Origin of the sequence: Catenulispora sp. MAP12-49, assembly GCF_041262705.1 — a bacterium.
Classification (GTDB): domain Bacteria; phylum Actinomycetota; class Actinomycetes; order Streptomycetales; family Catenulisporaceae; genus Catenulispora.
Window position 1 is genome coordinate 303,789 of record NZ_JBGCCP010000001.1, and the last position, 22,374, is coordinate 326,162.

The 22,374-nt window shown below is 71.0% G+C and carries 22 protein-coding genes and 1 tRNA gene; 16 read left to right on the forward strand and 7 right to left on the reverse strand.

Translation table 11 applies throughout. The annotated features are described in order from the left end of the window. Positions 1–295 precede the first annotated feature (295 nt). On the forward strand, positions 296–2,179 hold the full coding sequence (locus ABIA35_RS01350; protein ID WP_370356177.1) for an anthranilate synthase family protein: 1,884 nt from the start codon (positions 296–298) through the stop codon (positions 2,177–2,179). A gap of 345 nt (positions 2,180–2,524) precedes the next feature. On the opposite strand, the gene ABIA35_RS01355 is transcribed toward ABIA35_RS01350, so the two are convergent. Next, positions 2,525–3,367, reverse strand: coding sequence for an ATP-binding protein (locus tag ABIA35_RS01355; RefSeq protein ID WP_370356179.1), 843 nt, complete (start codon positions 3,365–3,367; stop codon positions 2,525–2,527). Between the two features lie 131 nt (positions 3,368–3,498). Next, positions 3,499–4,398, reverse strand: a complete 900-nt coding sequence (locus tag ABIA35_RS01360; protein ID WP_370340167.1) for a glycerophosphodiester phosphodiesterase — start codon at positions 4,396–4,398, stop codon at positions 3,499–3,501. A 268-nt stretch (positions 4,399–4,666) separates the two neighbouring features. Here ABIA35_RS01360 and ABIA35_RS01365 point away from each other — a divergent pair, with 268 nt between their 5' ends. From ABIA35_RS01365 to ABIA35_RS01380, 4 genes are all read left to right on the forward strand, one after another. Beyond that, positions 4,667–5,095: a YbjQ family protein gene (locus ABIA35_RS01365; RefSeq protein ID WP_370339907.1), complete on the forward strand. Its 429-nt coding sequence runs from the start codon at positions 4,667–4,669 to the stop codon at positions 5,093–5,095. A 161-nt stretch (positions 5,096–5,256) separates the two neighbouring features. Then, complete coding sequence (locus ABIA35_RS01370) at positions 5,257–5,568, forward strand: hypothetical protein (protein ID WP_370339906.1); 312 nt, start codon at positions 5,257–5,259, stop codon at positions 5,566–5,568. A gap of 16 nt (positions 5,569–5,584) precedes the next feature. After that, the gene (locus ABIA35_RS01375; protein WP_370339905.1) at positions 5,585–6,232 is read left to right on the forward strand and encodes a thymidine kinase; all 648 of its coding nucleotides are present in this window, start codon (positions 5,585–5,587) and stop codon (positions 6,230–6,232) included. A 63-nt stretch (positions 6,233–6,295) separates the two neighbouring features. Further along, a tRNA-Ser gene (locus ABIA35_RS01380) sits at positions 6,296–6,380 on the forward strand. A gap of 3 nt (positions 6,381–6,383) precedes the next feature. On the opposite strand, the gene ABIA35_RS01385 is transcribed toward ABIA35_RS01380, so the two are convergent. Together ABIA35_RS01385 and ABIA35_RS01390 are read right to left on the reverse strand one after the other, a co-directional pair. After that, complete coding sequence (locus ABIA35_RS01385) at positions 6,384–6,707, reverse strand: hypothetical protein (RefSeq protein ID WP_370356181.1); 324 nt, start codon at positions 6,705–6,707, stop codon at positions 6,384–6,386. A 278-nt stretch (positions 6,708–6,985) separates the two neighbouring features. Then, positions 6,986–7,666 (reverse strand): TetR/AcrR family transcriptional regulator, encoded by a 681-nt coding sequence (locus ABIA35_RS01390; protein WP_370356183.1) that lies wholly within the window; start codon positions 7,664–7,666, stop codon positions 6,986–6,988. Positions 7,667–7,721: 55 nt separating this feature from the next. Between ABIA35_RS01390 and ABIA35_RS01395 the strand changes: the two genes are divergently transcribed. Together ABIA35_RS01395 and ABIA35_RS01400 are read left to right on the forward strand one after the other, a co-directional pair. Then, positions 7,722–8,687, forward strand: coding sequence for an NAD(P)-dependent alcohol dehydrogenase (locus ABIA35_RS01395; RefSeq protein WP_370356639.1), 966 nt, complete (start codon positions 7,722–7,724; stop codon positions 8,685–8,687). Between the two features lie 161 nt (positions 8,688–8,848). After that, positions 8,849–9,847 (forward strand): MerR family transcriptional regulator, encoded by a 999-nt coding sequence (locus ABIA35_RS01400; RefSeq protein ID WP_370356185.1) that lies wholly within the window; start codon positions 8,849–8,851, stop codon positions 9,845–9,847. 74 nt (positions 9,848–9,921) lie between these two features. On the opposite strand, the gene ABIA35_RS01405 is transcribed toward ABIA35_RS01400, so the two are convergent. Beyond that, positions 9,922–10,533, reverse strand: coding sequence for a hypothetical protein (locus ABIA35_RS01405; protein ID WP_370356187.1), 612 nt, complete (start codon positions 10,531–10,533; stop codon positions 9,922–9,924). 222 nt (positions 10,534–10,755) lie between these two features. Between ABIA35_RS01405 and ABIA35_RS01410 the strand changes: the two genes are divergently transcribed. The 6 genes from ABIA35_RS01410 to ABIA35_RS01435 all read left to right on the forward strand — a co-directional run bounded on the left by ABIA35_RS01410 (position 10,756) and on the right by ABIA35_RS01435 (position 17,419). After that, positions 10,756–12,408 carry an efflux RND transporter periplasmic adaptor subunit gene (locus ABIA35_RS01410; protein ID WP_370339900.1) on the forward strand — a complete coding sequence of 551 codons (1,653 nt, stop codon included), beginning with the start codon at positions 10,756–10,758 and terminating at the stop codon, positions 12,406–12,408. 77 nt (positions 12,409–12,485) lie between these two features. Next, complete coding sequence (locus tag ABIA35_RS01415; protein ID WP_370340165.1) at positions 12,486–13,178, forward strand: ABC transporter ATP-binding protein; 693 nt, start codon at positions 12,486–12,488, stop codon at positions 13,176–13,178. Then, positions 13,175–14,404, forward strand: a complete 1,230-nt coding sequence (locus ABIA35_RS01420; protein ID WP_370339899.1) for an ABC transporter permease — start codon at positions 13,175–13,177, stop codon at positions 14,402–14,404. Before ABIA35_RS01415 ends, ABIA35_RS01420 begins: the two co-directional genes overlap by 4 nt. 35 nt (positions 14,405–14,439) lie before the next feature. Continuing rightward, entirely contained in the window at positions 14,440–15,099 is a 660-nt protein-coding gene (locus ABIA35_RS01425; protein WP_370356189.1) for a hypothetical protein, read from the forward strand. An 11-nt stretch (positions 15,100–15,110) separates the two neighbouring features. Beyond that, on the forward strand, positions 15,111–15,812 hold the full coding sequence (locus ABIA35_RS01430) for a response regulator transcription factor (protein ID WP_370339897.1): 702 nt from the start codon (positions 15,111–15,113) through the stop codon (positions 15,810–15,812). Next, positions 15,809–17,419, forward strand: a complete 1,611-nt coding sequence (locus ABIA35_RS01435) for a sensor histidine kinase (RefSeq protein WP_370356191.1) — start codon at positions 15,809–15,811, stop codon at positions 17,417–17,419. Before ABIA35_RS01430 ends, ABIA35_RS01435 begins: the two co-directional genes overlap by 4 nt. A 107-nt stretch (positions 17,420–17,526) precedes the next feature. On the opposite strand, the gene ABIA35_RS01440 is transcribed toward ABIA35_RS01435, so the two are convergent. Next, complete coding sequence (locus tag ABIA35_RS01440; protein ID WP_370356193.1) at positions 17,527–19,149, reverse strand: AMP-binding protein; 1,623 nt, start codon at positions 19,147–19,149, stop codon at positions 17,527–17,529. A gap of 53 nt (positions 19,150–19,202) precedes the next feature. On the opposite strand from ABIA35_RS01440, the gene ABIA35_RS01445 reads away from it, so the two are divergent. The 3 genes from ABIA35_RS01445 to ABIA35_RS01455 all read left to right on the forward strand — a co-directional run bounded on the left by ABIA35_RS01445 (position 19,203) and on the right by ABIA35_RS01455 (position 21,712). Continuing rightward, positions 19,203–19,439: a hypothetical protein gene (locus ABIA35_RS01445; protein ID WP_370339894.1), complete on the forward strand. Its 237-nt coding sequence runs from the start codon at positions 19,203–19,205 to the stop codon at positions 19,437–19,439. 159 nt (positions 19,440–19,598) lie between these two features. Continuing rightward, positions 19,599–20,903, forward strand: a complete 1,305-nt coding sequence (locus ABIA35_RS01450) for a sensor histidine kinase (RefSeq protein WP_370356194.1) — start codon at positions 19,599–19,601, stop codon at positions 20,901–20,903. A gap of 179 nt (positions 20,904–21,082) precedes the next feature. Further along, the gene (locus ABIA35_RS01455) at positions 21,083–21,712 is read left to right on the forward strand and encodes a DNA-binding response regulator (protein ID WP_370340164.1); all 630 of its coding nucleotides are present in this window, start codon (positions 21,083–21,085) and stop codon (positions 21,710–21,712) included. A gap of 21 nt (positions 21,713–21,733) precedes the next feature. On the opposite strand, the gene ABIA35_RS01460 is transcribed toward ABIA35_RS01455, so the two are convergent. After that, positions 21,734–22,306: a septum formation initiator family protein gene (locus tag ABIA35_RS01460; protein WP_370356196.1), complete on the reverse strand. Its 573-nt coding sequence runs from the start codon at positions 22,304–22,306 to the stop codon at positions 21,734–21,736. Between the last annotated feature and the right edge of the window lie 68 nt (positions 22,307–22,374).

Here is a 22,374-nt window from a genome sequence, read left to right on the forward strand (position 1 = left end):
GCGTGCCGGCCCTTCCTTGCTGGGGTGTTTCGTGCTGGGGTGTTTGCTTCCCGCCCAGCCTAGTAGGCCCGGAGGGTGAGACGAGCCCACACAGCAAGTGACACCCTGCTACTGTGCGGTCATGCGCTCTTTCCCACAACAGTGGTGGTGGTCCGTCTCAGGCGGACCCCGGTAACAGCGCACCCACGCTCCCGAACCGGCCGCCTTGCGAGGCGGCCGGTTCTGTTTTTCTCGGAAGACCTTCCGACAAGACCCGGCGAGCCTCACGGAGCGGCCTCCACAGAGAGGCATCGCCATGGCACACCAGGACTTCCCGAACCGCCTCCCCGACGGACCGTTCGCGCTGATCCGGCGCGGCGCCGAGGCGGAGGTCGAACTGCTCACCGGACTGGCTTTCGAGCAGTTCCCGGCACTGGCGGATCTCCCTACAGAGGACTCCGACTCCCTCCTGGCACTCGTCCCCTACCGGCAGCTCACCGAGCGCGGAGACGAGTGCCACGACGACCATGCGCCACTGCTCGCGATGCGGATCACCGGCCGCCACCGATGCGGCATCTCGCAGCTGCCGCCGGCCACGGCCCCGGTGCTGCGAGACGGGGCCTTCGACGTGGACGACGAGGCGTACGGCGCGTCGGTGAAGCGGGTCCTGGACGAGGAGATCGGCGCGGGCGAGGGATCGAACTTCGTCCTGCGCCGGACGTTCGTCGGGCACTGCGACTCCCCGCGTGACACGGCTTACGGAGCGTTCCGCGCCTTGTTGGAGAAGGAGAGAAACGCTTATTGGACCTTCCTCATCGACACCGGCGAGGGACTGATGGTCGGCGCGACACCGGAGCGGCACGTGTCGCTCGCGGACGGCGTCGCGGTGATGAACCCGATCAGCGGGACGCTGCGCGAGGCCCCCGCGACGGCTTCGCGCGAGCGCGTCGTGGCGTTCCTCCAGGACGCCAAGGAGCGCGAGGAACTGGCGATGGTCGTGGACGAGGAGCTGAAGATGCTCGCCGAGGTGGGCGACCTCGGCGGCCGGGTGCGCGGCCCGTTCCTGAAGGAGATGGCGAACCTCGCGCACACGGAGTACTACATCGAGGCGCGCACGACGATGGACCCGCGCCAGATCCTGCGCACCACCATGTTCGCCCCCACCGCCACCGGCTCCCCGATCCGCAACGCGTTCCGCGTGATCAAGCGCCACGAACGCGGCGGGCGCGGCTACTACGCGGGCGTGGCGGCCCTGATCGGCCGCGACGAGGCGGGAGCGCCGACGATGGACGCCCCGCTGCTGCTGCGGGTGGCGTACGTGGGGAACGACGGGACGGTGCGGGTGCCGGTCGGGGCGACGCTGGTGCGCGGGTCGGATCCGTACGAGGAGGTGCGGGAGACGTACGCGAAGGCGGCAGGCGTGCTGCGGGCCTTCGGGGTGGGATTCGGCGCACGGGGCACCGACCTGTCGCCGCTCAGCGCGCCACCGAACACGCTCGCCCCGCAGGACGCCGCACCTGTGCGCACCGCGCCCTGGTCCGAGGACCCGGAGATCGCCGCCCTGCTGTCCTCCCGCAACGAATCACTGTCGGCCTTCTGGCTCAACGAGCATGAGCCCACGGACCTCGTCGACCCCGCCCTGGCCGGCCGCAGGGTCCTGATCATCGACAACGAGGACGCCTTCACCTCGATGCTGGCCGTCGAACTGCGCGCCCTGGGCCTGGAAACGACCCGCGTCGCCCACGACGAGGTACCCGACCACAGCGCCTACGACCTGGTCCTGCTCGGCCCCGGCCCCGGCGATCCGCGCGACCAGACCTCCCCCCGCATGACCGGCGTCCGCAAGCTGGCGAAACTCCTGATCGACCACCGCACCCCGACCCTGGGCCTGTGCCTCGGCCACGAGGCCCTGGCCGCGGCCCTGGGCCTGGAACTGGTACGCCTCCCCACCCCGATGCAGGGCACCCAGGTCGAACTGGACCTGTTCGGCACCACAGAGCGCGTGGCCTTCTACAACTCCTACGCGGCCCGCATGCCGGAGTTCCTGGTCCTCGACACCGTCACTCTGCCCGGCACCAACCTCACAGCGGCCCTGCGCGGCCCCTCCTTCACCGGCCTGCAGTTCCACCCCGAATCGGTGGTGACGATGGACGGTCTCGGGATCCTGGGCCGCGAGATCCGGCGACTGCTCGACCGTTGAAGGGAAGGAAGCAAGGAAGCGCGGCGCGGTCGGATGTGACACCGACCGCGCCACCTTGTGCCCGCTTCGGGGGATGGTGCCGGGGATTTCTCAGGGGATGCTTCAGGGCAGGCTTCAGCCGCAACTCCGCACCAGTGCCGCAGCCGCGCCGCCGCCGAGGCAAGTCAGCCCTTGCCCCGCCGGCGCCGCAACCTGCTCAGCCCGCACAGTTCCACAGGCCCGCCCGCAATCCTCACGGCCCCACCGCGCCGCCGCCGAAGCGAGTCAGCCCCCGCCCCACCAGCGCCGCGCCGCAACCGTGCCTTTCGCTCGCCACTTCACTCACACCCCGCAGCCCGATCCCGCTCAGGCCGCGGCCGCGCACCCCACCCGGGCCTCCGGGTAGCGGGGCACCCAGGCCGTATCCGACCCGATCGTGTCCCCGTCCGGTCCGCCGCGGGCCTCGCCCAGGCGCGAGCCGCCCAGTCTGCCGCGGAGCCGGCCGCGGCCGGGGCCGGGCAGGTGCGCGGTCAGCGAGACGCGCATGCGGCGCCACCAGCGGCGGTCGTGGTCGTCGGGCGGTGGCGGCGCGGCGTGGCGGGCGTGGAGGCGGACCGCTGCCCAGACCGTTTTGGGTGCGCCGGGGTCCGTCGGGTCCAGGGGGCCCGGCGGCGTGCCGCTGCCGAGTCCGGTCAGGGCCGCGGCGTGCAGGTGCGCGCCGGGGGCGTCCGTCTCCGGCGCGTACCAGGGTTCCACGCCCCAGGAGTCGGCCAGCAGGCCCACAATGCCGAGTCCGCGGCCGTCCACCGCGGACTCGTCTACGTCGTCCAGGTCTGGGGCCACCAAGTCCGGGGTCACCAGGTCTGGCGCCTCCGGCCCTGGTGCGGGTCTTGTTCGCGGTCCCGGCTGCTGGCGTCCCCCGTCGGTCACGGCGATGCGCAGGACCTTGTCGTCCGCCATCCACCACGCCACTCGGATGGTGCCGCCGGCCAGCGGCAGCGCGTGCCGAAGGGCGTTGCTCACCAGTTCCGAGAGGATCAGGACCGCGTCGTCCGCGGCCGAGGGTGCCACGCGCATGCGCTGCAACGCGTCGGCCAGCGCGTGGCGGGCCGTGCCGACGCTCTCAGGTGTGTACGGGAACTCGATCCCGCCTATGCCTCTTGCGTCCGTCGGTCTCGGCGCCGGGGCGCGCGTGACCGTTTGGGACATCCTTGTTGTTTCCCGGGGACTCTCCGGTTGCACCGACATGACGACCCCCACGGCTCCCTCCCTGCCGACGAGGAGCTACTCGCGGTAGATGCCCGGTTCGTCCTTGCGGAAAACGACAAACCCAGGGTGAATCAGGGTTCAGCTCGATGACTCCGGGGCGCGCCGTGGCCGCCGGGCGCCGTGCCGTCCCGGCCCAGCCTGGCCAGCACTGCTTTCGGGCGGTTGGAGATGATCGCGTCCACGCCCAACTCGACACACAGGTCGATGTCCGAGGGCTGATCCACAGTCCAGACGTGCACGCGATTTCCCATGGAATGCACGCGCTCCACATATTCCGGATGCGTTCGCAGAATATGGATTCCCGGTCCGGCGATACGCACTCCGCGCGGCAGCGAACCGTCGCGCAGCCGCAGCGGCACCCGGTCCAGCAGCAGCACCGTGTCCAGGGACGGCGCCAGGCGCCGGATCCGGCGCACCGACAGCGCCGAGAACGACATCACCCGCACCGGCGAGGCCTCGCCGAGCCGCGGGTGCGCCAGCCCGAACCGGTCCAGCAGCGCCACCAGGTGCTCCTCGACCAGGCCGGCGTAGCGGGTCGGGTGCTTGGTCTCGATCGCCATCTCCACCCGGTGCGGGTGCTCCACCACCAGCTCCAGCAGCCGCTCCAGGGTCAGCACCCGGTGCGCGCCCTCCCGCCGCAGGTCCGGGTACTCGGTGTACTCGTCGTCGCCGCCCGCCGGCTGCTTCCAGGAGCCGAAGTCCAGCTGCCGCAGCTGGGCCAGCTCCAGCGTCGAGACCACGCCGCGGCCGTTGGAGGTGCGGTTGACCCGGCGGTCGTGCACGCACACCAGCTGCATGTCCGCGGTGAGGCGGACGTCGCACTCCAGGCCGTCGGCGCCCTGCAACAGCGCGGCCTCGTACGCGGCCAGCGTGTGCTCCGGCACGTCCTCGGACGCGCCGCGGTGGGCGATGACGGGGATCTCCGAAGCGGTCCGGCGGGGGAGCGCGGGACCGGAGGCGCCGGGGCGCAGCCCGGTATCGGGCCGGTCTGCCGGCACTGGCTCGGAGCGGCGCCGATCGGACGGCCGGGGCTCTGGGCGGCGCAGGGATTGCACACCCCGAATCTTTCCAGACGAACCCGGCCCCCGGGCACCTGAGTCGATCAGAAAGAACCAGGTGTTCAAAACGCTTTCACCAGCCCTTGGGGCTGCGGACATACTCGCCCACCAGACGGAGGGTCCCTTGTCGTATCGTCGTAGCGACGGACGAACCACCGATCACCCAAACCCAGGGGGACGAATGAGCCAGCAGCCGTACGGTCAGCCCGGTTACCAGCAGGGACCGCCGCCGCAGCAGCAGCAGGGGTACGCGCCCCCGCCCCAGCAGCAGCAGTTCCAGCAGAACTTCCTGTGCGTCACCACGAACGACATCCCGGGCTACCGCATCGACGCCGTGTACGGCGAGGTCTTCGGCCTCACCGTCCGCAGCCGCAACGCCTTCAGCCAGATGGGCGCCGGCCTGAAGTCGATGTTCGGCGGCGAGCTCAAGGGCATGACCAAGGCGCTGATGGACAGCCGCAACGACGTCATGCAGCGGATGATCCAGGAGGCGATCAACCGCGGCGGCAACGCCATCGTCGGCATGCGCTTCGACACCTCGGAGATGGGCGACGTCTGGACCGAGATCTGCGCCTACGGCACCGCCGTGACCATCAGCCGCCTGGGCTGATCCGCCGCGTCGGCGCTCCCTCGGGCGCGGCCCCCGCTTCCGGGGTCCGCGCCCGACGCATGTCCGACGCATGGCCGACTCATGTCCCGCGCGTGCCCGACGCATACCTGGCCGATCCACGCGCTTGCCGGGCCCGGCCCCGCGGCGGATATCGTGAAGCGGTGATCCGACGCTCGCTGACCGCGCTGGCCGCCGCCGTGGCCGCCGAGCTGTGCTGCGTCGCGGGCAGCTTCCTGCACGCGGTGCGCCTGGTCGCGCACATCGACGACGTCTCGGTCGGGACCGCGCTGAGCTCCCACTGGAACAGCTCGCTCACCGCCTGGCGCGCCTCGCTGACGGCCGGCGACCGCGTGCTGTTCGTCGTGGTGGCCGTGATCGCCGCGGCCGCGGTCCTGGCCGGGCCGTATCTGAAGCCGACATTCGGGCGTATCCGGACCCGAATCACCGGCGTTCGCAGGCTGCCACGCGCATAGGGGATAATGTGCGACCATGGCCGAGCTCGTCTTCTTCACCGGAACCATGGACAGCGGCAAGTCGACCCTCGCCTTGCAACTCGACCACAACCACAACGCCCGTGGCCGGGCCGGACTCATCTTCACCCGCGACGACCGCGCCGGCAGCGCCACCATCTCCAGCCGCCTGGGCCTGAAGGCCGCCGCGGTGGAGGTCGAGAACACCACCGACCTTCTCAACCACGTGGTGCAGATGATGTCCTCCGGCGGCAAAGTGGACTACGTGGTCGCCGACGAGGCGCAGTTCTACACCGAGGACCACATCGAACAGCTGGCGCGCATGGTCGACGAGCTGAGCATCGACGTCTACGCCTTCGGCATCACCACCGACTTCCGCACCCGCCTGTTCCCCGGCAGCAAGCGCCTGATCGAGCTCGCCGACCGCATCGAGGTCCTCCAGGTCCAGACCCTGTGCTGGTGCGGAGCCCGCGCCACCCACAACGCCCGCACCGTCGGCGGCGAGATGGTGGTCGAGGGCGAGCAGGTCGTGGTCGGCGACACCGCCGTCGCCGACGAGATCGGCTACGAGGTCCTGTGCCGCCGCCACCACCGCCGCCGCCTGACCGCGGCCAGGTCCGGCGCGGCCGCGCTGAGCCCGGACACGCTTCCGTTCGGCGCCGCCTGACGGCCACGGGGCCCAGCCGGATTGTGAGAGACTTTCTGCTCACGAGCGCCCGGGCGCTCGTCAGGAGGATTTGCCTAGTGGCCTAAGGCGTTGGTCTTGAAAACCAAAGTGGCGAGAGTCACCGTGGGTTCGAATCCCACATCCTCCGCTGTCAACAGGCTTCTGACCTTTTGCAGGACTGCTCCGCACGCGCCTTCATCCGGTTGAGGACCTCGGGCGCGGGCCAGGACCCGACGCGGTAGCGTGCCGGATGGCAGCCGTCGGCCGGGGTCAGGCCGACCTCCTCGGCGACGATGTCCCAGGGGAGGCGGGAGTCCGGGTCGACGTAGGTCCTGCTGCCAGGGAAGTCGATGGCAAGGAACTCGGTCAGGTACTCGAGCACGGGCCGACTGATGATCTCGCCCGGGCTGACATACGACGCCGGCCTGAGCACCGGCCGCAGCAACGGGCGGACCTGGTCCCAGGTGTCAGGCACCGCGGGAGTGTCCACGATCGCGACGAGTCGCGAGATGCGCCCCGTCGCTCGGCTGCCGGCGCCCCCTCACATTCCTGGAAGACGGTCGCCAGGTTGACCACCGACTGCCGTCCGTCTGACGTCCGGACTCGGACCACGAAGTCATCCATGTCGTACTCGGCATGGGCAACGGAGGCGTGCCCCCGCACCTGAGCAGCGACTTCCTTGCCGAAGCGGTCGCGCTTCGACCCCAGAAACTTGTCGGCTACGCCCATGGCCAGGACCCTAACCGAGGCTGCTCAGTCAGTGACACCGTATTCCGCCTCGCGCGCCAGCCGAGCTTCCAAACCGTCGAGGATCAGCTCCAGCCCGAAGTCGAACTCGTCGCCGTAGTCGTATCCCGGCTTCATGACGTGTTCCTTGGCCATCTCGGCCAGATAGGGATACGCGTCCTCGGAGGGGAACTTGTTCAGGTAATCCTGGACGGCTTCTTCCACATCCTGTGGGCTGAACGGGAGCGCGGCCTCCTCAAGGGCGAAGCCGTAGATGTAGCTGTCCAATAGTGAGTAGGCGTGGGCGGCCAGGGTGATGGAGAAGCCGGCGCGGCGCAGGGTGCCGATCACGGCGTCGTGGTGGCCCAGAGTGGCCGGGCCGGGGTTCTGGCGGGACTCCATGAGCGGCGTCGCCCAGGGGTGGCGGCGCAGGACGGCGCGTACCGAGTGGGCGCGTTCGCCGAGCGCGGAACGCCAGCCGACGTCGGACGGGGGCGGGGCGATCTCGGTGAAGACGCTGTCGATGACACCGTCGATGATCGCCTCCTTGCTCGCCACGTGGTGGTACAGCGACATCGGCTTGACGCCCAGTTCGGCGGCGACCGACCGGATCGTCAGGGCCCTGATGCCCCCGGCGTCGGCGACGGCGATCGCCGCTTCGAGCAGCTTGTCCCGGCTCAGCGGGGTTCGGGCACGGTTGACAACCACGGCGACCAGCGTACCGTACTAAGTAAGTCGTACTTAGTAAGGGGGAGCCGGAATGATGCGCGCTATCGTCCAGAACGGCTACGGCACAGCCGATGTGCTGCGGATGACGGAGATCGAGCCGCCCGCGATCAAGGCCGACGAGGTACTCGTCCGGGTTCACGCCGCCGGCGTCGATCGCGGGACGTGGCTCCTCATGACGGGGCAGCCCTACGCGGTCCGACTCGGCCTGGGGCTGCGCGGCCCGCGCGACCGCGTCGCGGGCATGGACGTGGCGGGAACCGTCGTCGAAGTCGGCGCCGCCGTGACCAGGTTCGCCGTCGGCGACGACGTGTTCGGCACGGCCCGCGGCTCGTTCGCCGAACTGGCGGCCGCGCGGCAGAACACCCTGGCCCTCAAGCCGGCCACGCTGAGCTACGAGGAAGCCGCGGTCGTCGCGGTCTCCGGCGTCACCGCGCTGCAGGCCCTGCGGGACGTCGGCCGCGTCCGAGCCGGCCAGCATGTGCTCGTCATCGGCGCGTCCGGGGGTGTGGGCACGTACGCGGTGCAGCTGGCCAAGGCATTCGGCGCGGAGGTCACCGGTGTGTGCAGCACCGAGAAGGTGGACCTCGTGCGCTCGCTCGGCTCCGACCACGTCATCGACTATCGAACGGCCGACTTCGGCACCGGCGGCCACCGCTACGACCTGATCCTGGACATCGGCGGCGACAGCAGCCTGACCCGGCTGCGCCGGGCCCTCACCCCGCGCGGCACGCTGGTCATCGTCGGAGGCTCGCTCGACGGCAAGTGGCTCGGCCTGGGCCGTCAGGCGCGGGCAGTGGCGCTCTCGCTCTTCGTCCGGCAGCGGCTGACCATGGTCATCGCCAAACAGCGGCACCCGGACATGGAGACGCTCGCCGAGCTCATCGGGACCGGTCGCGTCGCGCCGGTCGTGGAAGCCACGTACCCGCTGGCAGACGCCCCCGAAGCTGTCCGGCATGTCGGAGCCGGGAAGACCAGGGGCAAGGTCGCCATCAGGGTTTGACGCGAGCACCGGCGACAGTGCGACGCTGATCGACACCGGGTACCCCGGCGACTACGACAACCTGCTGGCCTCGCTGGAGATGCCGGCTAGCGCTTGACCTTGTCCCCGGGGGCAAGGTTTACGGTCGGTGCACAAGCTCCCGAGGCACCGAGCGAGGAACCATGAGGATCGGCGATGTGGCGCGCGACGCCGGGGTCACGCCCAAGGCGGTCCGCTACTACGAGTCGCTGGGCCTGCTGGCCCCCGCGCGGTTGGGGAACGGCTACCGCGACTACTCCGGGCAGGACGTCCGGGTGGTGCGGGAGGTCCGGCGGCTGATCGCGCTCGGCATCCCGGCGGCGCGGACCCGGCCGTTCCTGGACTGCCTCGCCGACCACGGGGAGATCGACGACTGCCCGTCCTCGCTGGCCGAGTACCGGGACGCCATCGGCGACCTGGACCGCCGCATCAGGGAGCTGACGTGGCGCCGCGACACCCTCGCCGCCCGCCTGGACCGGGCCGCGTGCCGACGCCCCGGCGACGCCAGGAGAGAGGCCCGAGCAGACGCTCAGGAAGACGCAGACGCCGCGGCCCCCGAATCCGAGGAAGCCATCATGGACGACATCTACACCCTCCCCGCCGACCTGCCGATCCCCCAGGACGACGGCGCCGCCGACCATCTCCCCGGCGCGACCGTCCCGGAGCTCACGCTCCCCAGCACCGCGCACGAGACGGTAGCGCTGGCCGCCCTGGGCACCGGCCACACGATTCTCTATATCTATCCACTCAGCGGCCGCCCCGGCGAGGACGTCCCCGAGGGCTGGAACGCCATCCCGGGTGCCCGAGGCTGTACGACTCAGGCCTGCGATTTCCGTGACCACCACGAGGAACTGCTCGACGCCGGCGCGGCGCGGGTGTTCGGTCTGTCCAGCCAGGACACCGGTTATCAGCGGGAGTTGGTGGAACGGCTGCGGCTGCCCTTCTCCATGCTGTCCGACCCCGGACTGCGCCTCGCCGCGGAACTGCGTCTGCCGACGTTCGAGGCGAACGGCCAGACCCTCTATAAGCGCATCACCCTTGTCATCCGCGACGGCGTGGTCGAGCACGTCTTCTACCCGGTCTTCCCGCCGAACCGGCACGCGGGCGAAGTGCTGTCCTGGCTCAAGGAGAATCCCGTATAGCTAAGGAGAGCCCCGTATGGCTAAGGAGAATCCCGTATAGCCGTGCGAGCTCGGGCCCTCGGTGACTCGGTGACTCAGTGACTCAGCGATTCGGCGGTCGTCCGGGCCGTCGCAAGGTCCTGGGTCACCGTCCCCGCCGCCGCGTCCAGGGCCGCCTGGGGCGCCGCCCCCTGCTGGTACTGCCCGGCGGTGGCGACCCAGTCCCCCAGGTCGGACTTGAGCTTGGCCATGTCCTTCAGCCACTGATCGAGCCGGCCGCCGTGGTCGCCGCCGTAGGCCGCGGCGGCCTGGCCTTCGGCGTCCAGATACGTCGTGTCGCTCTCGGGGTTCGGCGAGGTGCGGAACTTCGAGAACTGCGAGGCCGGAGAGTTCGGGTCGCCGAAGGCGCTGCCGTAGGCCGTCGCGTTCGCGTAGTGCGTGTGGCCCACGATCTTCTGGCCCGCGGCCAGCAGGTCCGCGTAGTGCTGGACCGATCCGAGCAGGATCTGCGTGGACTTGTTCGCGCCCTTGGGGGCCGGCGGCGACTCGGCCGCCCCGGCTATGCCAGGGGCCGTGTTCGCGGTGGAGGCCCGGCCGGAGGAGGGCGAACCGGAGTCGTCGAACGCGCCGAAGGCCGCGGCCATGGCGAACACGACGGCCACGGCGGCCAGTCCGTACATCACGAACAGACCTTGTTGCTGCCCCATGCCAAGCACCCTGCGCAGCGGCCGGCCGCGCCGGCCCTGTCCCGGGGTCCAGTCAATCTTCGGCACCCGGAGAACCTACCGCCGATCACCGGTTATTCACCAGGGCGTCAATAGGTACGCCACGATGCCAATACCGCCAGGTCACGAACTGATAACGGTACCTTTGAGACTGAACGCAGCCCTTCACCTTCGCTTCAGTTACTGAGGACAACCTCTGGCGCCATGACCGATAGCCCGCGACTCTCTAAAGGGGTCTGGATAAACACCTCGCTCGCCGTGGTGGTTGCCGCTGGTGGAGCGGGCGCATGGGCGCTGCTCGGCTCGTCGAGTTCCGACAAGTCCTCCTCCGGCCGCACCGTCGCCGTGCAGCGCGGTGATGTCACAGCCCAGGTATCCGCCTCCGGCAACGTCACGCTTCCCACCCAGCTCGACCTGGCGTTCACCGCTTCGGGCACGGTGACCGAGGTCGACGTGAAACCCGGCGACACGGTGAAGGCCGGCCAGGTGCTGGCCAAGATCGACACCACCGACGCCAACCAGCAGCTCGCCTCCGCGCAGGCCCAGCTGGCCACGGCCCAGGCTCAGCTCACCAAGCTGCAGCAGGGCCAGACGCCGCAGCAGGCCGCGCTGAGCCAGCAGCAGCTCAGGAGCGCCTCCGACTCGCTGTCCTCAGCGAAGACCTCGTTCTCCGACACGCAGAACAACCTCGCGCTGGACGCGAGCAATCTGGCCAACGCTGTCACAGTTGCGCAACAAACGCTGAGCAACGACGAGGCGACCCAGTCGAAGGACTGCGCTGCCAAGGCCGCCTCCTGCGCGCAGGACGGCAACAAGGTCACCCAGGACACCAATGCCCTGACGCAGGCCCAGAACTCGCAGAAGAGCGGCGGCCTGAAGGACACCCAGTCCCTGCACCAGGCTCAGTCCTCGCTGACGCAGGCCGAGAACTCCTACAACACGGCCGTGGACCAGCAGGCGGTCTCCACCGCGCCGGCCACGCCGGACCAGATAGACGCGGCCAACCAGTCCGTGCTCAACGCCCAGAACGCGCTCACCAACGCGCAGAAGGGCGTCACCGGCACCGTCATCACCGCGCCCTCGGCCGGGACGGTCCTGTCCGTCGGCGGCTCGGTCGGCGACACGGTGTCCGCCGGGACGTCGGGTTCGACCTCGGCCGCGTCCTCGTCCTCGGGCAGCTCTTCTGGGGGTTCCTCTGGGGCTTCGGGCGGCTCGGCCGGCGGATCGTCGAGTTCGTCGTCCACATCGTCCTCCGGCGCGAAGTCCGGCAGCAGCTTCGTGGTGCTGGGGAACATGGCCAGCCTGACGGTGCGCGCCGAGTTCGCCGAGACCGACGCCTCCAAGCTGAAGGCCGGCGAGGACGCGCAGGTCTCCATCAACGCGATCCCGGGCTCCTCGCTCACCGCGACGGTGCAGTCCGTCGACCCGACCTCGACCGTGGTGTCCAACGTCGTCGAGTACGGCGTCACGCTCCAGTTCACGGCCGGCCAGCAGGACCTGACCGCGCTGAAGATGGGCCAGACCGCGTCGGTCTCGGTGGTCACCAACAACGTGACCAACGTTCTGTACGTGCCGTCCTCGGCGGTCACCACCTTCGGCGGCCAGAGCTTCGTCACGGTCGTGAGCGGCAAGACCCAGACCCAGACGCCGGTGCAGGTCGGCGTGGTCGGCGACACCAGCACCGAGATCACCTCCGGGGTGAACGAGGGCGACCAGATCCTGCTGTCCTCGCGCACCACCAGCGGTTCCACCACCGGCACCCGGGGCGGCGCGGGCGGGGCCGGCGGCTTCGGCGGCGCCGGCGGCGCGGGCGGCTTCGGCGGCACGGGCGGCACCGGCGGACGGTTCGGCGGGTGACCGGCCCGAGCGGTTCGAGCGGCTCCAGCGGTGTGAAGCCGGTCATCGAGCTCGCCGACATCCGCAAGACGTACGGCATGGAGGGCACCGCCGTCCACGCCCTGCGCGGCGTCAGTCTGACCGTCCCGGTCGGCGACTACGTCGCCATCATGGGCGCCTCGGGCTCGGGCAAGTCGACGATGATGAACATCATCGGCTGCCTGGACGTCCCCACCTCCGGCCAGTACCTGCTGGACGGCATCGAGGTCGAGCACCTGTCGGACCGCCAGCTCGCGCTGGTCCGCAACCGCAAGATCGGCTTCGTCTTCCAGTCCTTCAACCTGCTGCCCCGCACCACCGCGCTGGACAACGTGGAGCTGCCGCTGGTCTACGCCGGCGTCGGCACCACCGAGCGGCGCCAGCGGGCCAGGGCCGCGCTGGAGCTGGTGGGCCTGGGCGAGCGGCTGAACCACAAGCCCAACGAGCTCTCCGGCGGCCAGCAGCAGCGGGTGGCCGTGGCCCGCGCGCTGGTCACCGCGCCCAGCCTGATCCTGGCCGACGAGCCCACCGGCAACCTGGACAGCACCTCCTCGTCCGACGTGATGGCCCTGTTCGACCGGCTGCACGCCGCCGGGCGCACCATCGTCCTGATCACCCACGAGCACGACATCGCCGAGCACGCCGACCGCGCGATCCGGCTGATGGACGGACAGATCGTCTCCGACGAACGCAACGGCGAGCGGGGCTGGATCTCCGAACAGCACAGCGCGAGGCACGGGAGCGCCCGATGAGATTCCGCGAAGTCTTCCGATTCGCCTTCGCCGGCCTGAAGGCCAACAAACTGCGCTCGTCGCTCACCACCCTGGGCATCCTGATCGGTGTCGGAGCGGTGATCCTGCTGGTCGCGGTGGGCAAGGGCTCCGGCGCACAGGTGCAGGCCAACATCGACAAGCTGGGCACGAACCTGCTGGAGGTCTCCCGGCAGGCCGGCGGCTTCGGGGCGCGCGCGTCGCGCAACACCGGGACGCAGAGCTCTGTCGGGGCGCTGACCCTGGCCGACGCGCAGTCGCTGGTGGACCCGGTGAACGCCCCCGACGTGCTGGACGAGGCGCCGGTGGTGACCGCGTCGCCGACGGCCACCTACGAGGGCGCCACGCACTCGATCGCGCAGCTGGTCGGCACCTACCCGGCCTACCTGACGGCGACCAACTGGACGATCGCCGAGGGCTCCTCGATCACCGACGACGACGTGGCCCAGGCCCGCAAGGTGATCGTGATCGGCCAGACGGTGGCCACCGACCTGTTCAACACCGCCGACCCGGTGGGGCAGCAGGTCATGATCAACAACGTCCCCTACACCGTCGAGGGCGTGCTGCAGTCCAAGGGCTCCTCCGGCCTGCAGGACGCCGACGACTTCGCCATCGCGCCGCTGACCACCGTGCAGGACTCGCTGAGCGGCTTCGGGTCGCTGAGCCAGATCGTGGTGCAGGCCAAGTCGGCCGGCGCCACCACCGCGGCGCAGGACGAGATCACCTCGATCCTCACCGCGCGGCACCACCTGGCGGCCACCGCCTCGCCGGACTTCCGGGTGCTGAACCAGCAGTCGCTGCTGGCCACCTCCAACTCCACGACGCACACCTTCACGGTGCTGCTCGGCGCGGTGGCGGCCATCTCGCTGCTGGTCGGCGGCATCGGGATCACCAACATCATGCTGGTCACGGTGACCGAGCGGACCCGGGAGATCGGCATCCGCAAGGCGCTGGGCGCCCCGCGTGCGGCGATCCTGGGCCAGTTCCTCATCGAGGCGGTGCTGTTGTCCCTGATCGGCGGGGCCCTCGGGGTGGCCGCCGGACTGATCGGCACCAGGTTCACGGTGGCCGGGGTGAAACCGGTGATCGTACCCGCCTCGATCGCACTGGCCTTCGCGGTGTCGGCGCTGATCGGGCTGTTCTTCGGGTCGTTCCCGGCCAACCGCGCGGCCAAGCTGCATCCCATCCAGGCACTGCGGCACGAATAGAAACCCCTCACGAGCAGGAAGAGTCGAAGTCACAGATGTCTGAGAAGCCCGGCGGCCAGCCCGCCAACAACAACGGCAACAACAACGCAGAGTTCGAGCTCCTGTCCCAGGCCCCGTCCTCGCCGGACATCAGCGGCCAGCTCAAGCCGGCCCGCTCCGGCGGCGCCGGGATACCGAAGGTCACGCTGGGCCTGATCGGCGCGGTGCTGCTGGCCGGCGGGTTCGTCGGCGGGATCGCGGTGGGCAAGAGCAACAGCTCCTCGTCCTCGTCCAAGACCACGAACACCGCGGCCGGGGCCCGGGCCCGCGGCGGCTACGGCGGCGGCTTCGGGCAGACCGGCGGCGGGACCGGCGGCGCCACCGGCGGCACGAACGGCGGGACCCGCACCGGCGGCGGGGCCGTCACCGGCACCGTCACCGCGGTCAACGGCACCACGCTGACCATCACCGACAGCACCGGCAAGACCGTGACGGTGAACACCAGCCCGCAGACCACCGTGACGATCGGCAAGACCGGCGCGGTCACGGACCTGACGACCGGTTCGCAGGTGACCGTCATCGGGACTCCGGACAGTAGCGGCACCATCACCGCGCGTTCGGTTGTGAGCGGACTCACAGGGTTCGGCTTCGGCGGACGCGGCGGAAACCGCACTCCGGGCAGCACCGCGTCTTCGCCGGGTGGGTCAAACGGGTGATACTGGACGGGATGGACACCCGAGAACCGCGCAGCCTGCTGGTCGTCGACGACGACACCGAGATCCGTGACGCGATCGCGCGGGCGTTCCGCCTGCAGGGCTATCGCGTGCGCACCGCCGCCGGCGGCCTGGCCGCCCTGGAGCAGGTCGCGGCCGATCCGCCGGACGCGATCGTGCTCGACGTGATGATGCCGGAGCTCGACGGGGTGGAGGTGTGCCGGCGCCTGCGCGGCGTCGGCGACCACACCCCGGTGCTGCTGCTGACCGCGCGCGACGCGGTCGGGGACCGGGTGGCCGGGCTCGACGCCGGCGCCGACGACTATCTGGTGAAGCCGTTCGCGCTGGCCGAGCTGCACGCCCGCATGCGGGCCCTGCTCCGGCGCTCCGAGTACGACCCGGTGCCGGAGTCCGAGCGGCTGGTGTTCGAGGACCTGGAGCTGGACCCCGAGTCCCGGCTGGCCTACCGCGGCGGGCGCACGATAGAGCTCACCCGCACCGAGTTCGCGCTGCTGGAGCTGCTGATGCGCAACGCCGGCCGAGTGCTGCCGCGGGAAGTGATCTCGGACCGGATCTGGGGCTACGAGCTGGGGCCGGAGTCGAACTCGCTGGAGGTGTTCGTGTCCTGCATCCGGCGCAAGACGGAGGGCGGCGGCGAGCCGCGGCTCGTGCAGACGGTGCGCGGGTTCGGGTACACGCTGCGGGCGCCGGCGTGAAACGGGAGCGGTTCGGAAAGCTGCGCCTGGTGGCGGCCAAGCAGAGCGCGGATCTGCGGGCCGAGCAGGACTCCGGCGAGGGCGCCGGGCAGACCCCCCTGGAGGAGGTTCCCGCCGAGTCGTCCAAGCGCCGCTCCCCCGTGGCCGTATGGCGCCGCACGCCGCTGCGGGCCCGGCTGGCCCTGGCGGCCACCATCGCGGTGGCGGCCGGCGTCGGCGGGGGCGTGGGGTTCGCCTACGTCGCGGTCCGGCATTCGCTGACGCAGCAGATAGACGACGCACTGCTGAAGCAGGGCATGCGGATGCAGGCGCAACAGACGCACCCCCGGACCGGCGTCCAGCGGTCGGGGGACAAGATCTGGCCGTACGACTCCACGCCGCAGGTCGGCGAGACGCGGCTGAACTTCCAGTTCATCAACAGCAAGGGCGCGCCGCTGGTCCCGATACACCCGACCCCGCGCACCGGCACCCCCACGTCCACGGTGACCAACGCTGCCGCGGCCTACCCGGCCCTGCCCCAGCCGCTGCCGGTGACCCCGCAGGACATCCAGGTCGCGAACGGGACGCTGGTCAGCTTCATCCGGTCCACGCAATGGGCGGGCCAGCATGTGCGGATCCTGACGCTGCAGATCGGCGGCGGCCACGCGATGCAGATCGAGAGCCCGCTGACCACCATCGACCAGCAGCTGTCGACGCTGGGCTGGCAGCTGTTCGGCGCCGGCGCCGCGGGCATCGTCCTGGCCGCGGGCCTGGGCTGGCTGGTGACCCGCACCGCGCTGCGCCCGGTCGCCGAGCTGACCAGCACCGCCGAGCGCATCGCCAGCACCCACGACCTGGCGCACCGCATCGCGATAAACGGCTCGCCCGGCGAGCCCCGCGACGAACTCGGCCGCCTGGCCGCCACCTTCAACAGCATGCTCGACGCGGTCCAGGAGGCCACCGACCGCCAGCGCCAACTGGTCGCCGACGCCTCCCACGAACTGCGCACCCCGCTCACCTCGCTGCGCACCAACGTCGAGGTGCTGGCCGACGCCCACCGCCTGGACCCCGAGGACCGCGAGGCGCTGGTGCGCAGCATCATGTCCGGCCTCGACGACCTGACCACGCTGGTCAGCGACACCGTCGAGCTGGCCCGCGGCGAGGAGCAGGCGGCCCTGTTCGAGGAGCTCCGCTTCGACCTGCTGGTCCAGCGCTGCACCGACCGCGCGACCGCACACTGGCCGAAGGCGGTGTTCAAAGCGGACCTCGACGAGGCGGTGGTCTACGGCGTCACCGACCGCCTGGCCAAGGCGGTCCGCAACCTGCTGGACAACGCGGCCAAGTTCAGCCCCGACGGCGGCCTGGTCGAGGTGCGCACCAGAACCGGCGCCGACGGCACGGTCACCCTGACCGTCCGCGACCACGGCCCCGGCATCCCGGAAGCCGACCTCCCGCACGTCTTCGACCGCTTCTACCGCGCCGCCAGCGCCCGCGACCTCCCCGGCTCCGGCCTGGGACTGGCGATAGTGACGCAGGTGGCGGTCGGACACGGCGGCGGGGTGACCGCGGGCGTGGCGGCCGGCGGCGGCGCCGAGTTCCGGCTGACGCTGCCGGTGGCTCGGGGCTGAGGCGGGGGCTGGGAAGGGCGGCCAGGCTCAGCTCGGCGGTGGCCGACGATCGTTCCGGTCGCCGTCGCTGCTGAGCAACTGCGGCCGAACAGCCGATGGGATCCCGGCTACTGAACCTCGCCGAGCCTCGCGTAACCCGCCCCCCGCGCCTCCCGCGCCCACACCGCGTCCCCGCCGACGTCCCACCACCCCTGCTCCCGCAGGACGTAGCGCGACACCTTCTCGGTGGCGGTCGTGGTCAGCGCGGCGGCGATGCGGAGGTAGCGCGGCGGCATCTTCGTGCCCAGATCCGGTTGGGCGGCCAGGAAGTCCGTGAAGGCTTCCGGGTCGAATGCCGTGTCCTGCTTCAGTACCAGGGCGCACATCACCGCGTCGCCGGTCACCTCGTCCGGGATCGCGTAGGCGGCGGCCGCCTCGACCGGCTCCCAGCGGGCCAGGATGGCCTCCAGGAGGGCGACCGAGATGTTCTCGCCGTCCACGCGCATGCGGTCGGCTTTGCGGGCGGCGAAGTAGAGCCAGCCGTCGGTGTCGGCGTAGAACAGGTCGCCGCTGCGGTAGCGGCCTTCGGAGAAGCGTTCGGCGTCGGCGGCGGGGTTGTTCCAGTAGCCGGTGAAGCCGCCGGGGCCGGTGCGGACGAGTTCGCCGATGGCGGCGGCTCCGTTCAGCAGGCGGCCGGCGGGGTCGAACGCGGCCGGGGGGCAGGGTTCGCCGGTGTCCAGGTCCAGGATCGCCAGGGTCGGGTCCGTGGTGCCGACCGCGGCGCCGCGGGCCAGGACCGAGGGTGGGAAGGTGCGGGGGGCGACGAGGTTGATGCCGCCTTCGGAGGCCCCGTAGCCCTCGGAGAGGCGGCAGCCGAAGCGGCGCTCGAAGCGCTCCCGGTCGCGCGGGCCGGCCTCGGTGCCGAAGCCGGCGCGCAGCGGGTTCACGGCGTCCGCGGGGTGCTCCGGGGTGGCCAGGATGTAGGAGATCGCGCGGCCGACGTAGGTGAAGTACGTGGCCTGGTACGCGCGCACGTCCGGCAGGAACCCCGAGGCCGAGAACCGGTCCCGCAGCGCCACGGTGGCCCCGGCGACCAGGGCCGGGCCCCAGTTGGCCAGGATCGCGTTGCCGTGGAACATCGGCATCGGGATGTAGCAGACGTCGGACGCCGTCAGGCCGAAGCGCTCCACCATCGCCGCGCCCGAGGCCGCGACCCGGCCCTGGACGCAGGTCACCGCCTTCGGCGCCCCGGTCGAGCCCGAGGTGAAGTACAGCAGCAGCCGGGTGTCCTCGGTGACCGGCGCCGCCGGCACGACGTCCGCGGGCTTCGCACCCCGGTACGGCGCCAGCGCTTCGCGGTACTCCGGCGAGTCCACCACCAGCAGCGACAACTCCTCCAGACCGAGGCCCGCCAGCAGCGGCAGATGCGCGCGGGAGGTCACCAGCAGCTCGCACTCCGCGTGCCGGATGTCGCGCGCCAGCTCGGCGCCACGCCGCGTGGGGTTCACGCCGACCAGCGCCGCCCCGGCGAGCGCCGCGGCCGAGAGCCAGAACACGAACTCGTCCGTGTTGCCCAGCAGGACCCCGATATGCGGCTGCGTTCCCGGCCGGTGCCGGTCGCCGAACAGTGCGGCCCTGGTGGCGGCCTGCGCGGCGATCTCGGAATGCCGATACCGCAGACCGGCGGGGCCGAGCAGGCCCGGGCCCGGGTTCTGGGACTGAACGCCGATCAACTCCGCGACCGTGGCCATGCCGCGTATAGAAGGCCATCCCGCGTGAGGCCGCAAGAGGTTACCCTGAGTGCGTGGACGTGAACGTATCGGCAACGGTCAAAGTCCGAGTGACGGTGGACGCCGACAAGTGGGCCGCGGAGAGCGGCGTGGAGACGGTCCTGGCCAGCGCATCCCTGGCCGCCGCGCTGAGTGAGGCGCTGGAGCACTTCGCCGATCTGGTACCCGAGGTGGACCGGGCCGGCGGCCAGACCCGCATCGAGAAACTGACCTGGACGGCCTCCACGACGAGTCCCGCACGCCCCTCCTGACCGCGGCCGCCCCAGCCGTCCGGCGGCCCCGGGGCCGGAAGGGCGCAGCCGGCTGGGCAATGTTGGTGGGGACAGCGCAAGGATGGTAGGGATAACCGGGGGTTGAACTTCCGTGGCCGCACCGTGGGCGGCCGACCCATGATCGGCGAAGCTTTTCCCATGAAGCGTTTCCTGTTGAGCCCGGTGTCGGGGCACACCGCACGCCAGTATTTGTTCGCCCTGATCAGTGCGCCGCTCGGGATCGCGGGATTCGTCTACGTGGTCGTCACGCTGGCCGTCGGCGGCGCGCTGTCCTTCACCTTCGTCGGCCTGCCGCTGATCGCCACCGCGATCTTCCTGGCCAAGCAGTACGGCGGCCTGCAGCGCGCGATGGCCCGCAAGCTGCTCGACGTCGACATCGAGGCACCGCTCCCGAACGCCCGCTGGAAGACCGCGCACGGGCTGCTGGCCAAGCTCGGCGCGGCCCTGGGCGATCTGGCCGCCTGGCGCTCCCAGGCCTACCTGCTGGTGCGCTTCCCGCTGGGCGTGGCGTACCTGATGACCCTGGGCCTCGGCGTGGTCGAGGGCATGGTCATGGTCGCCTATCCGATCTGGTGGTCGGTGTTCGACGTGCAGAACAAGGACAGCCACGGCGTCGTGCACCACTCGGCCCTCCAGCTCGGCGACGGGTTCTACTTCGACACCTGGCCGCGCGCGCTGCTGGTCACGGTGGCCGGCGTGGTGTGGGTGTTCGCCGGGGTCTGGCTGCTGAAGTTCTGGCTCTGGCTGGACACCCTGCTGATGAGGGTGCTGCTGGGCCCGACCAGCAGCGAGCGCCGGGTCGAGGAGCTGACCGTGAGCCGCGCGCACGCCGTGGACGACTCCGCGGCGCGGCTGCGCCGGATCGAGCGCGATCTGCACGACGGCGCGCAGGCCCAGCTGGTCGCGCTGGCGATGCAGCTCGGCGAGGCCAAGGAGAACCTGGACGCCACCGGCGGCGGCGCCGAGCTGGACCTGGTCGAGACCCGGGCGCTGATCGACACCGCGCACCGCAACGCCAAGCAGGCCATCAACGAGCTGCGGGACCTGGCGCGCGGGATCCATCCGGCGGTGCTGGACAACGGTCTGCGCGACGCGCTGGGCACGCTGGCGGCCCGCTCGGCGATGCCGGTGACGGTCAACGTGGCGCTGGCCGAGCGGCCGGACCGGGCGATCGAGACCATCGCCTACTTCTGCGCCGCGGAGCTGCTGACGAACGCGGCCAAGCACGGCGCACCGACCCGGGCCGCGCTGGCGGTGGTGCAGGAGGAGGGAAAGCTGACGCTCATCGTCGAGGACGACGGCCGGGGCGGCGCCCGCGTCGGCTACGGCGGGGGCCTGGCCGGACTGCTGGACCGGGTGCGGACCGTGGAGGGGTCGCTGGACGTGGACAGCCCCCAGGGCGGCCCGACGCGGGTGGTCGTGAAGCTCCCGATGCACGTGTGACGCGCGCCGGCGGCGCCGGCCGGACACAGCGGGCAGACACAGCGGGCAGACGAGGCAGGCAGACGCAGCGGCCGGGCTCAGCGGGCGTACTCAGCGGGCTCCGGCCGGAGCCGAGCGTTTCGGCTATCTTCAGGTGGGTTGAGGACCGCCCGCCGAAGGAGAACCAGCCCGTGCGCATCATGATCGCCGAAGACTCCGGCGTCCTGCGGGACGGTCTGGTCCAGATCCTCACCAAGCGCGACCACGAGGTGCCGGCCGCCGTCCCGAACGCGGACGAGCTGCTGGCCGCGGTCGCCGCCGACCCGCCGGACGCGGTGGTGCTGGACATCCGGATGCCGCCGACGCACACCGACGAGGGCCTGCGCGCCGCGATGGAGCTGCGCCGGAGCCACCCGGGCGTCGGGGTGCTGCTGTTCTCGCAGTATGTGGAGACCCGCTACGCCCGCGACCTGTTCAGCGGCCGGGTCTCCGGCGTCGGCTATCTGCTCAAGGAGCGGGTCGCCGACGTCAGCGAGTTCGTCGAGGCGCTGGCCAAGATCGCCGCCGGCGGCACGGTGCTGGACCCGGAGGTCGTGGTCCAGCTGCTCGGCTCCCGGCCCACCGACGCGCTGACCGCCCGGGAGCGCGAGGTGCTGGGGCTGATGGCCGAGGGCCGCTCGAACGCCGCGATCGGCAAGCAGCTGGTCCTCGCCGACAGCTCGGTGGAGAAGCACATCAGCAACATCTTCACGAAGCTCGGGCTGCCGCCGGCGGACGAGGACCACCGGCGGGTGCTGGCGGTGCTGAAGTACCTCGGGGTCACGCCGTGACCGGGGTGCGGTAGCCGAGCCTCAGTGGCCGGTCGCCGTCGGGGACACGGAAGTGGGTACTGACGAGGGGGCGGACGTGGCTGACGGCGGTGCGCCGGTCGCGGCCGTCACCGAGTTCCACAGCTGCGCGTACCAAGCACTGGAGCCCTGCGAGGGGCCCGTGGTCCCGTCCGGGCCGCCGCTGGCCGCGTCCCCGGCCCCGAGGAGCCGCAGACCGGTCTCGCCGGGGAACACGTAGTGCAGCCGGAGCCGGGCCTGGATCTTGACGTAGTCGGGGTCCTGCCACTGCGCCAGCTGCTGCTGGAGCTGGCTGACCTCGGCGCGCTTGTCCGCGTTCTGCTGCTTGAGCTGGTCGATCTGCGAGCCCTGCGAGAAGTACTGCTGCAGCGGATAGGCCAGCGCCAGCACGAGCGCGCACAGCACCAGCATCAGGATCGCCGCGCGCGCGGTGTAGCGCGTGCGCTTCTTGTTCGGGCCGCCCGAGCCCGAGCCGCCGTCGCCGGCGGAACGCGAAGATCCCGGCGCGGCGTCGTGCCGCTGCGCCGGGACCGCGCTCAAGCGCCGAGGTGCCGAGCCCTCGGCTTCCGATCTCATGCCTGCGACGATACCGCCTGCCGGTCAGGGCAGGCGGTATCAGCGGGCGGCGAGGGTGTCAGCCAAGT

Bases quoted from the DNA above. Each gene is read 5' to 3' on its own strand.
- ABIA35_RS01450 (WP_370356194.1), top strand. From the start codon at position 19,599: ATGAAGCGTTTCCTGTTGAGCCCGGTGTCGGGGCACACCGCACGCCAG.
- ABIA35_RS01460 (WP_370356196.1), bottom strand. From the start codon at position 22,306: ATGAGATCGGAAGCCGAGGGCTCGGCACCTCGGCGCTTGAGCGCGGTC.
- ABIA35_RS01350 (WP_370356177.1), top strand. From the start codon at position 296: ATGGCACACCAGGACTTCCCGAACCGCCTCCCCGACGGACCGTTCGCG.
- ABIA35_RS01410 (WP_370339900.1), top strand. From the start codon at position 10,756: ATGACCGATAGCCCGCGACTCTCTAAAGGGGTCTGGATAAACACCTCG.
- ABIA35_RS01440 (WP_370356193.1), bottom strand. From the start codon at position 19,149: ATGGCCACGGTCGCGGAGTTGATCGGCGTTCAGTCCCAGAACCCGGGC.
- ABIA35_RS01455 (WP_370340164.1), top strand. From the start codon at position 21,083: ATGATCGCCGAAGACTCCGGCGTCCTGCGGGACGGTCTGGTCCAGATC.
- ABIA35_RS01425 (WP_370356189.1), top strand. From the start codon at position 14,440: ATGTCTGAGAAGCCCGGCGGCCAGCCCGCCAACAACAACGGCAACAAC.
- ABIA35_RS01365 (WP_370339907.1), top strand. From the start codon at position 4,667: ATGAGCCAGCAGCCGTACGGTCAGCCCGGTTACCAGCAGGGACCGCCG.
- ABIA35_RS01400 (WP_370356185.1), top strand. From the start codon at position 8,849: ATGAGGATCGGCGATGTGGCGCGCGACGCCGGGGTCACGCCCAAGGCG.
- ABIA35_RS01355 (WP_370356179.1), bottom strand. From the start codon at position 3,367: ATGTCCCAAACGGTCACGCGCGCCCCGGCGCCGAGACCGACGGACGCA.
- ABIA35_RS01420 (WP_370339899.1), top strand. From the start codon at position 13,175: ATGAGATTCCGCGAAGTCTTCCGATTCGCCTTCGCCGGCCTGAAGGCC.
- ABIA35_RS01375 (WP_370339905.1), top strand. From the start codon at position 5,585: ATGGCCGAGCTCGTCTTCTTCACCGGAACCATGGACAGCGGCAAGTCG.
- ABIA35_RS01395 (WP_370356639.1), top strand. From the start codon at position 7,722: ATGCGCGCTATCGTCCAGAACGGCTACGGCACAGCCGATGTGCTGCGG.
- ABIA35_RS01405 (WP_370356187.1), bottom strand. From the start codon at position 10,533: ATGGGGCAGCAACAAGGTCTGTTCGTGATGTACGGACTGGCCGCCGTG.
- ABIA35_RS01430 (WP_370339897.1), top strand. From the start codon at position 15,111: ATGGACACCCGAGAACCGCGCAGCCTGCTGGTCGTCGACGACGACACC.
- ABIA35_RS01415 (WP_370340165.1), top strand. From the start codon at position 12,486: ATGGAGGGCACCGCCGTCCACGCCCTGCGCGGCGTCAGTCTGACCGTC.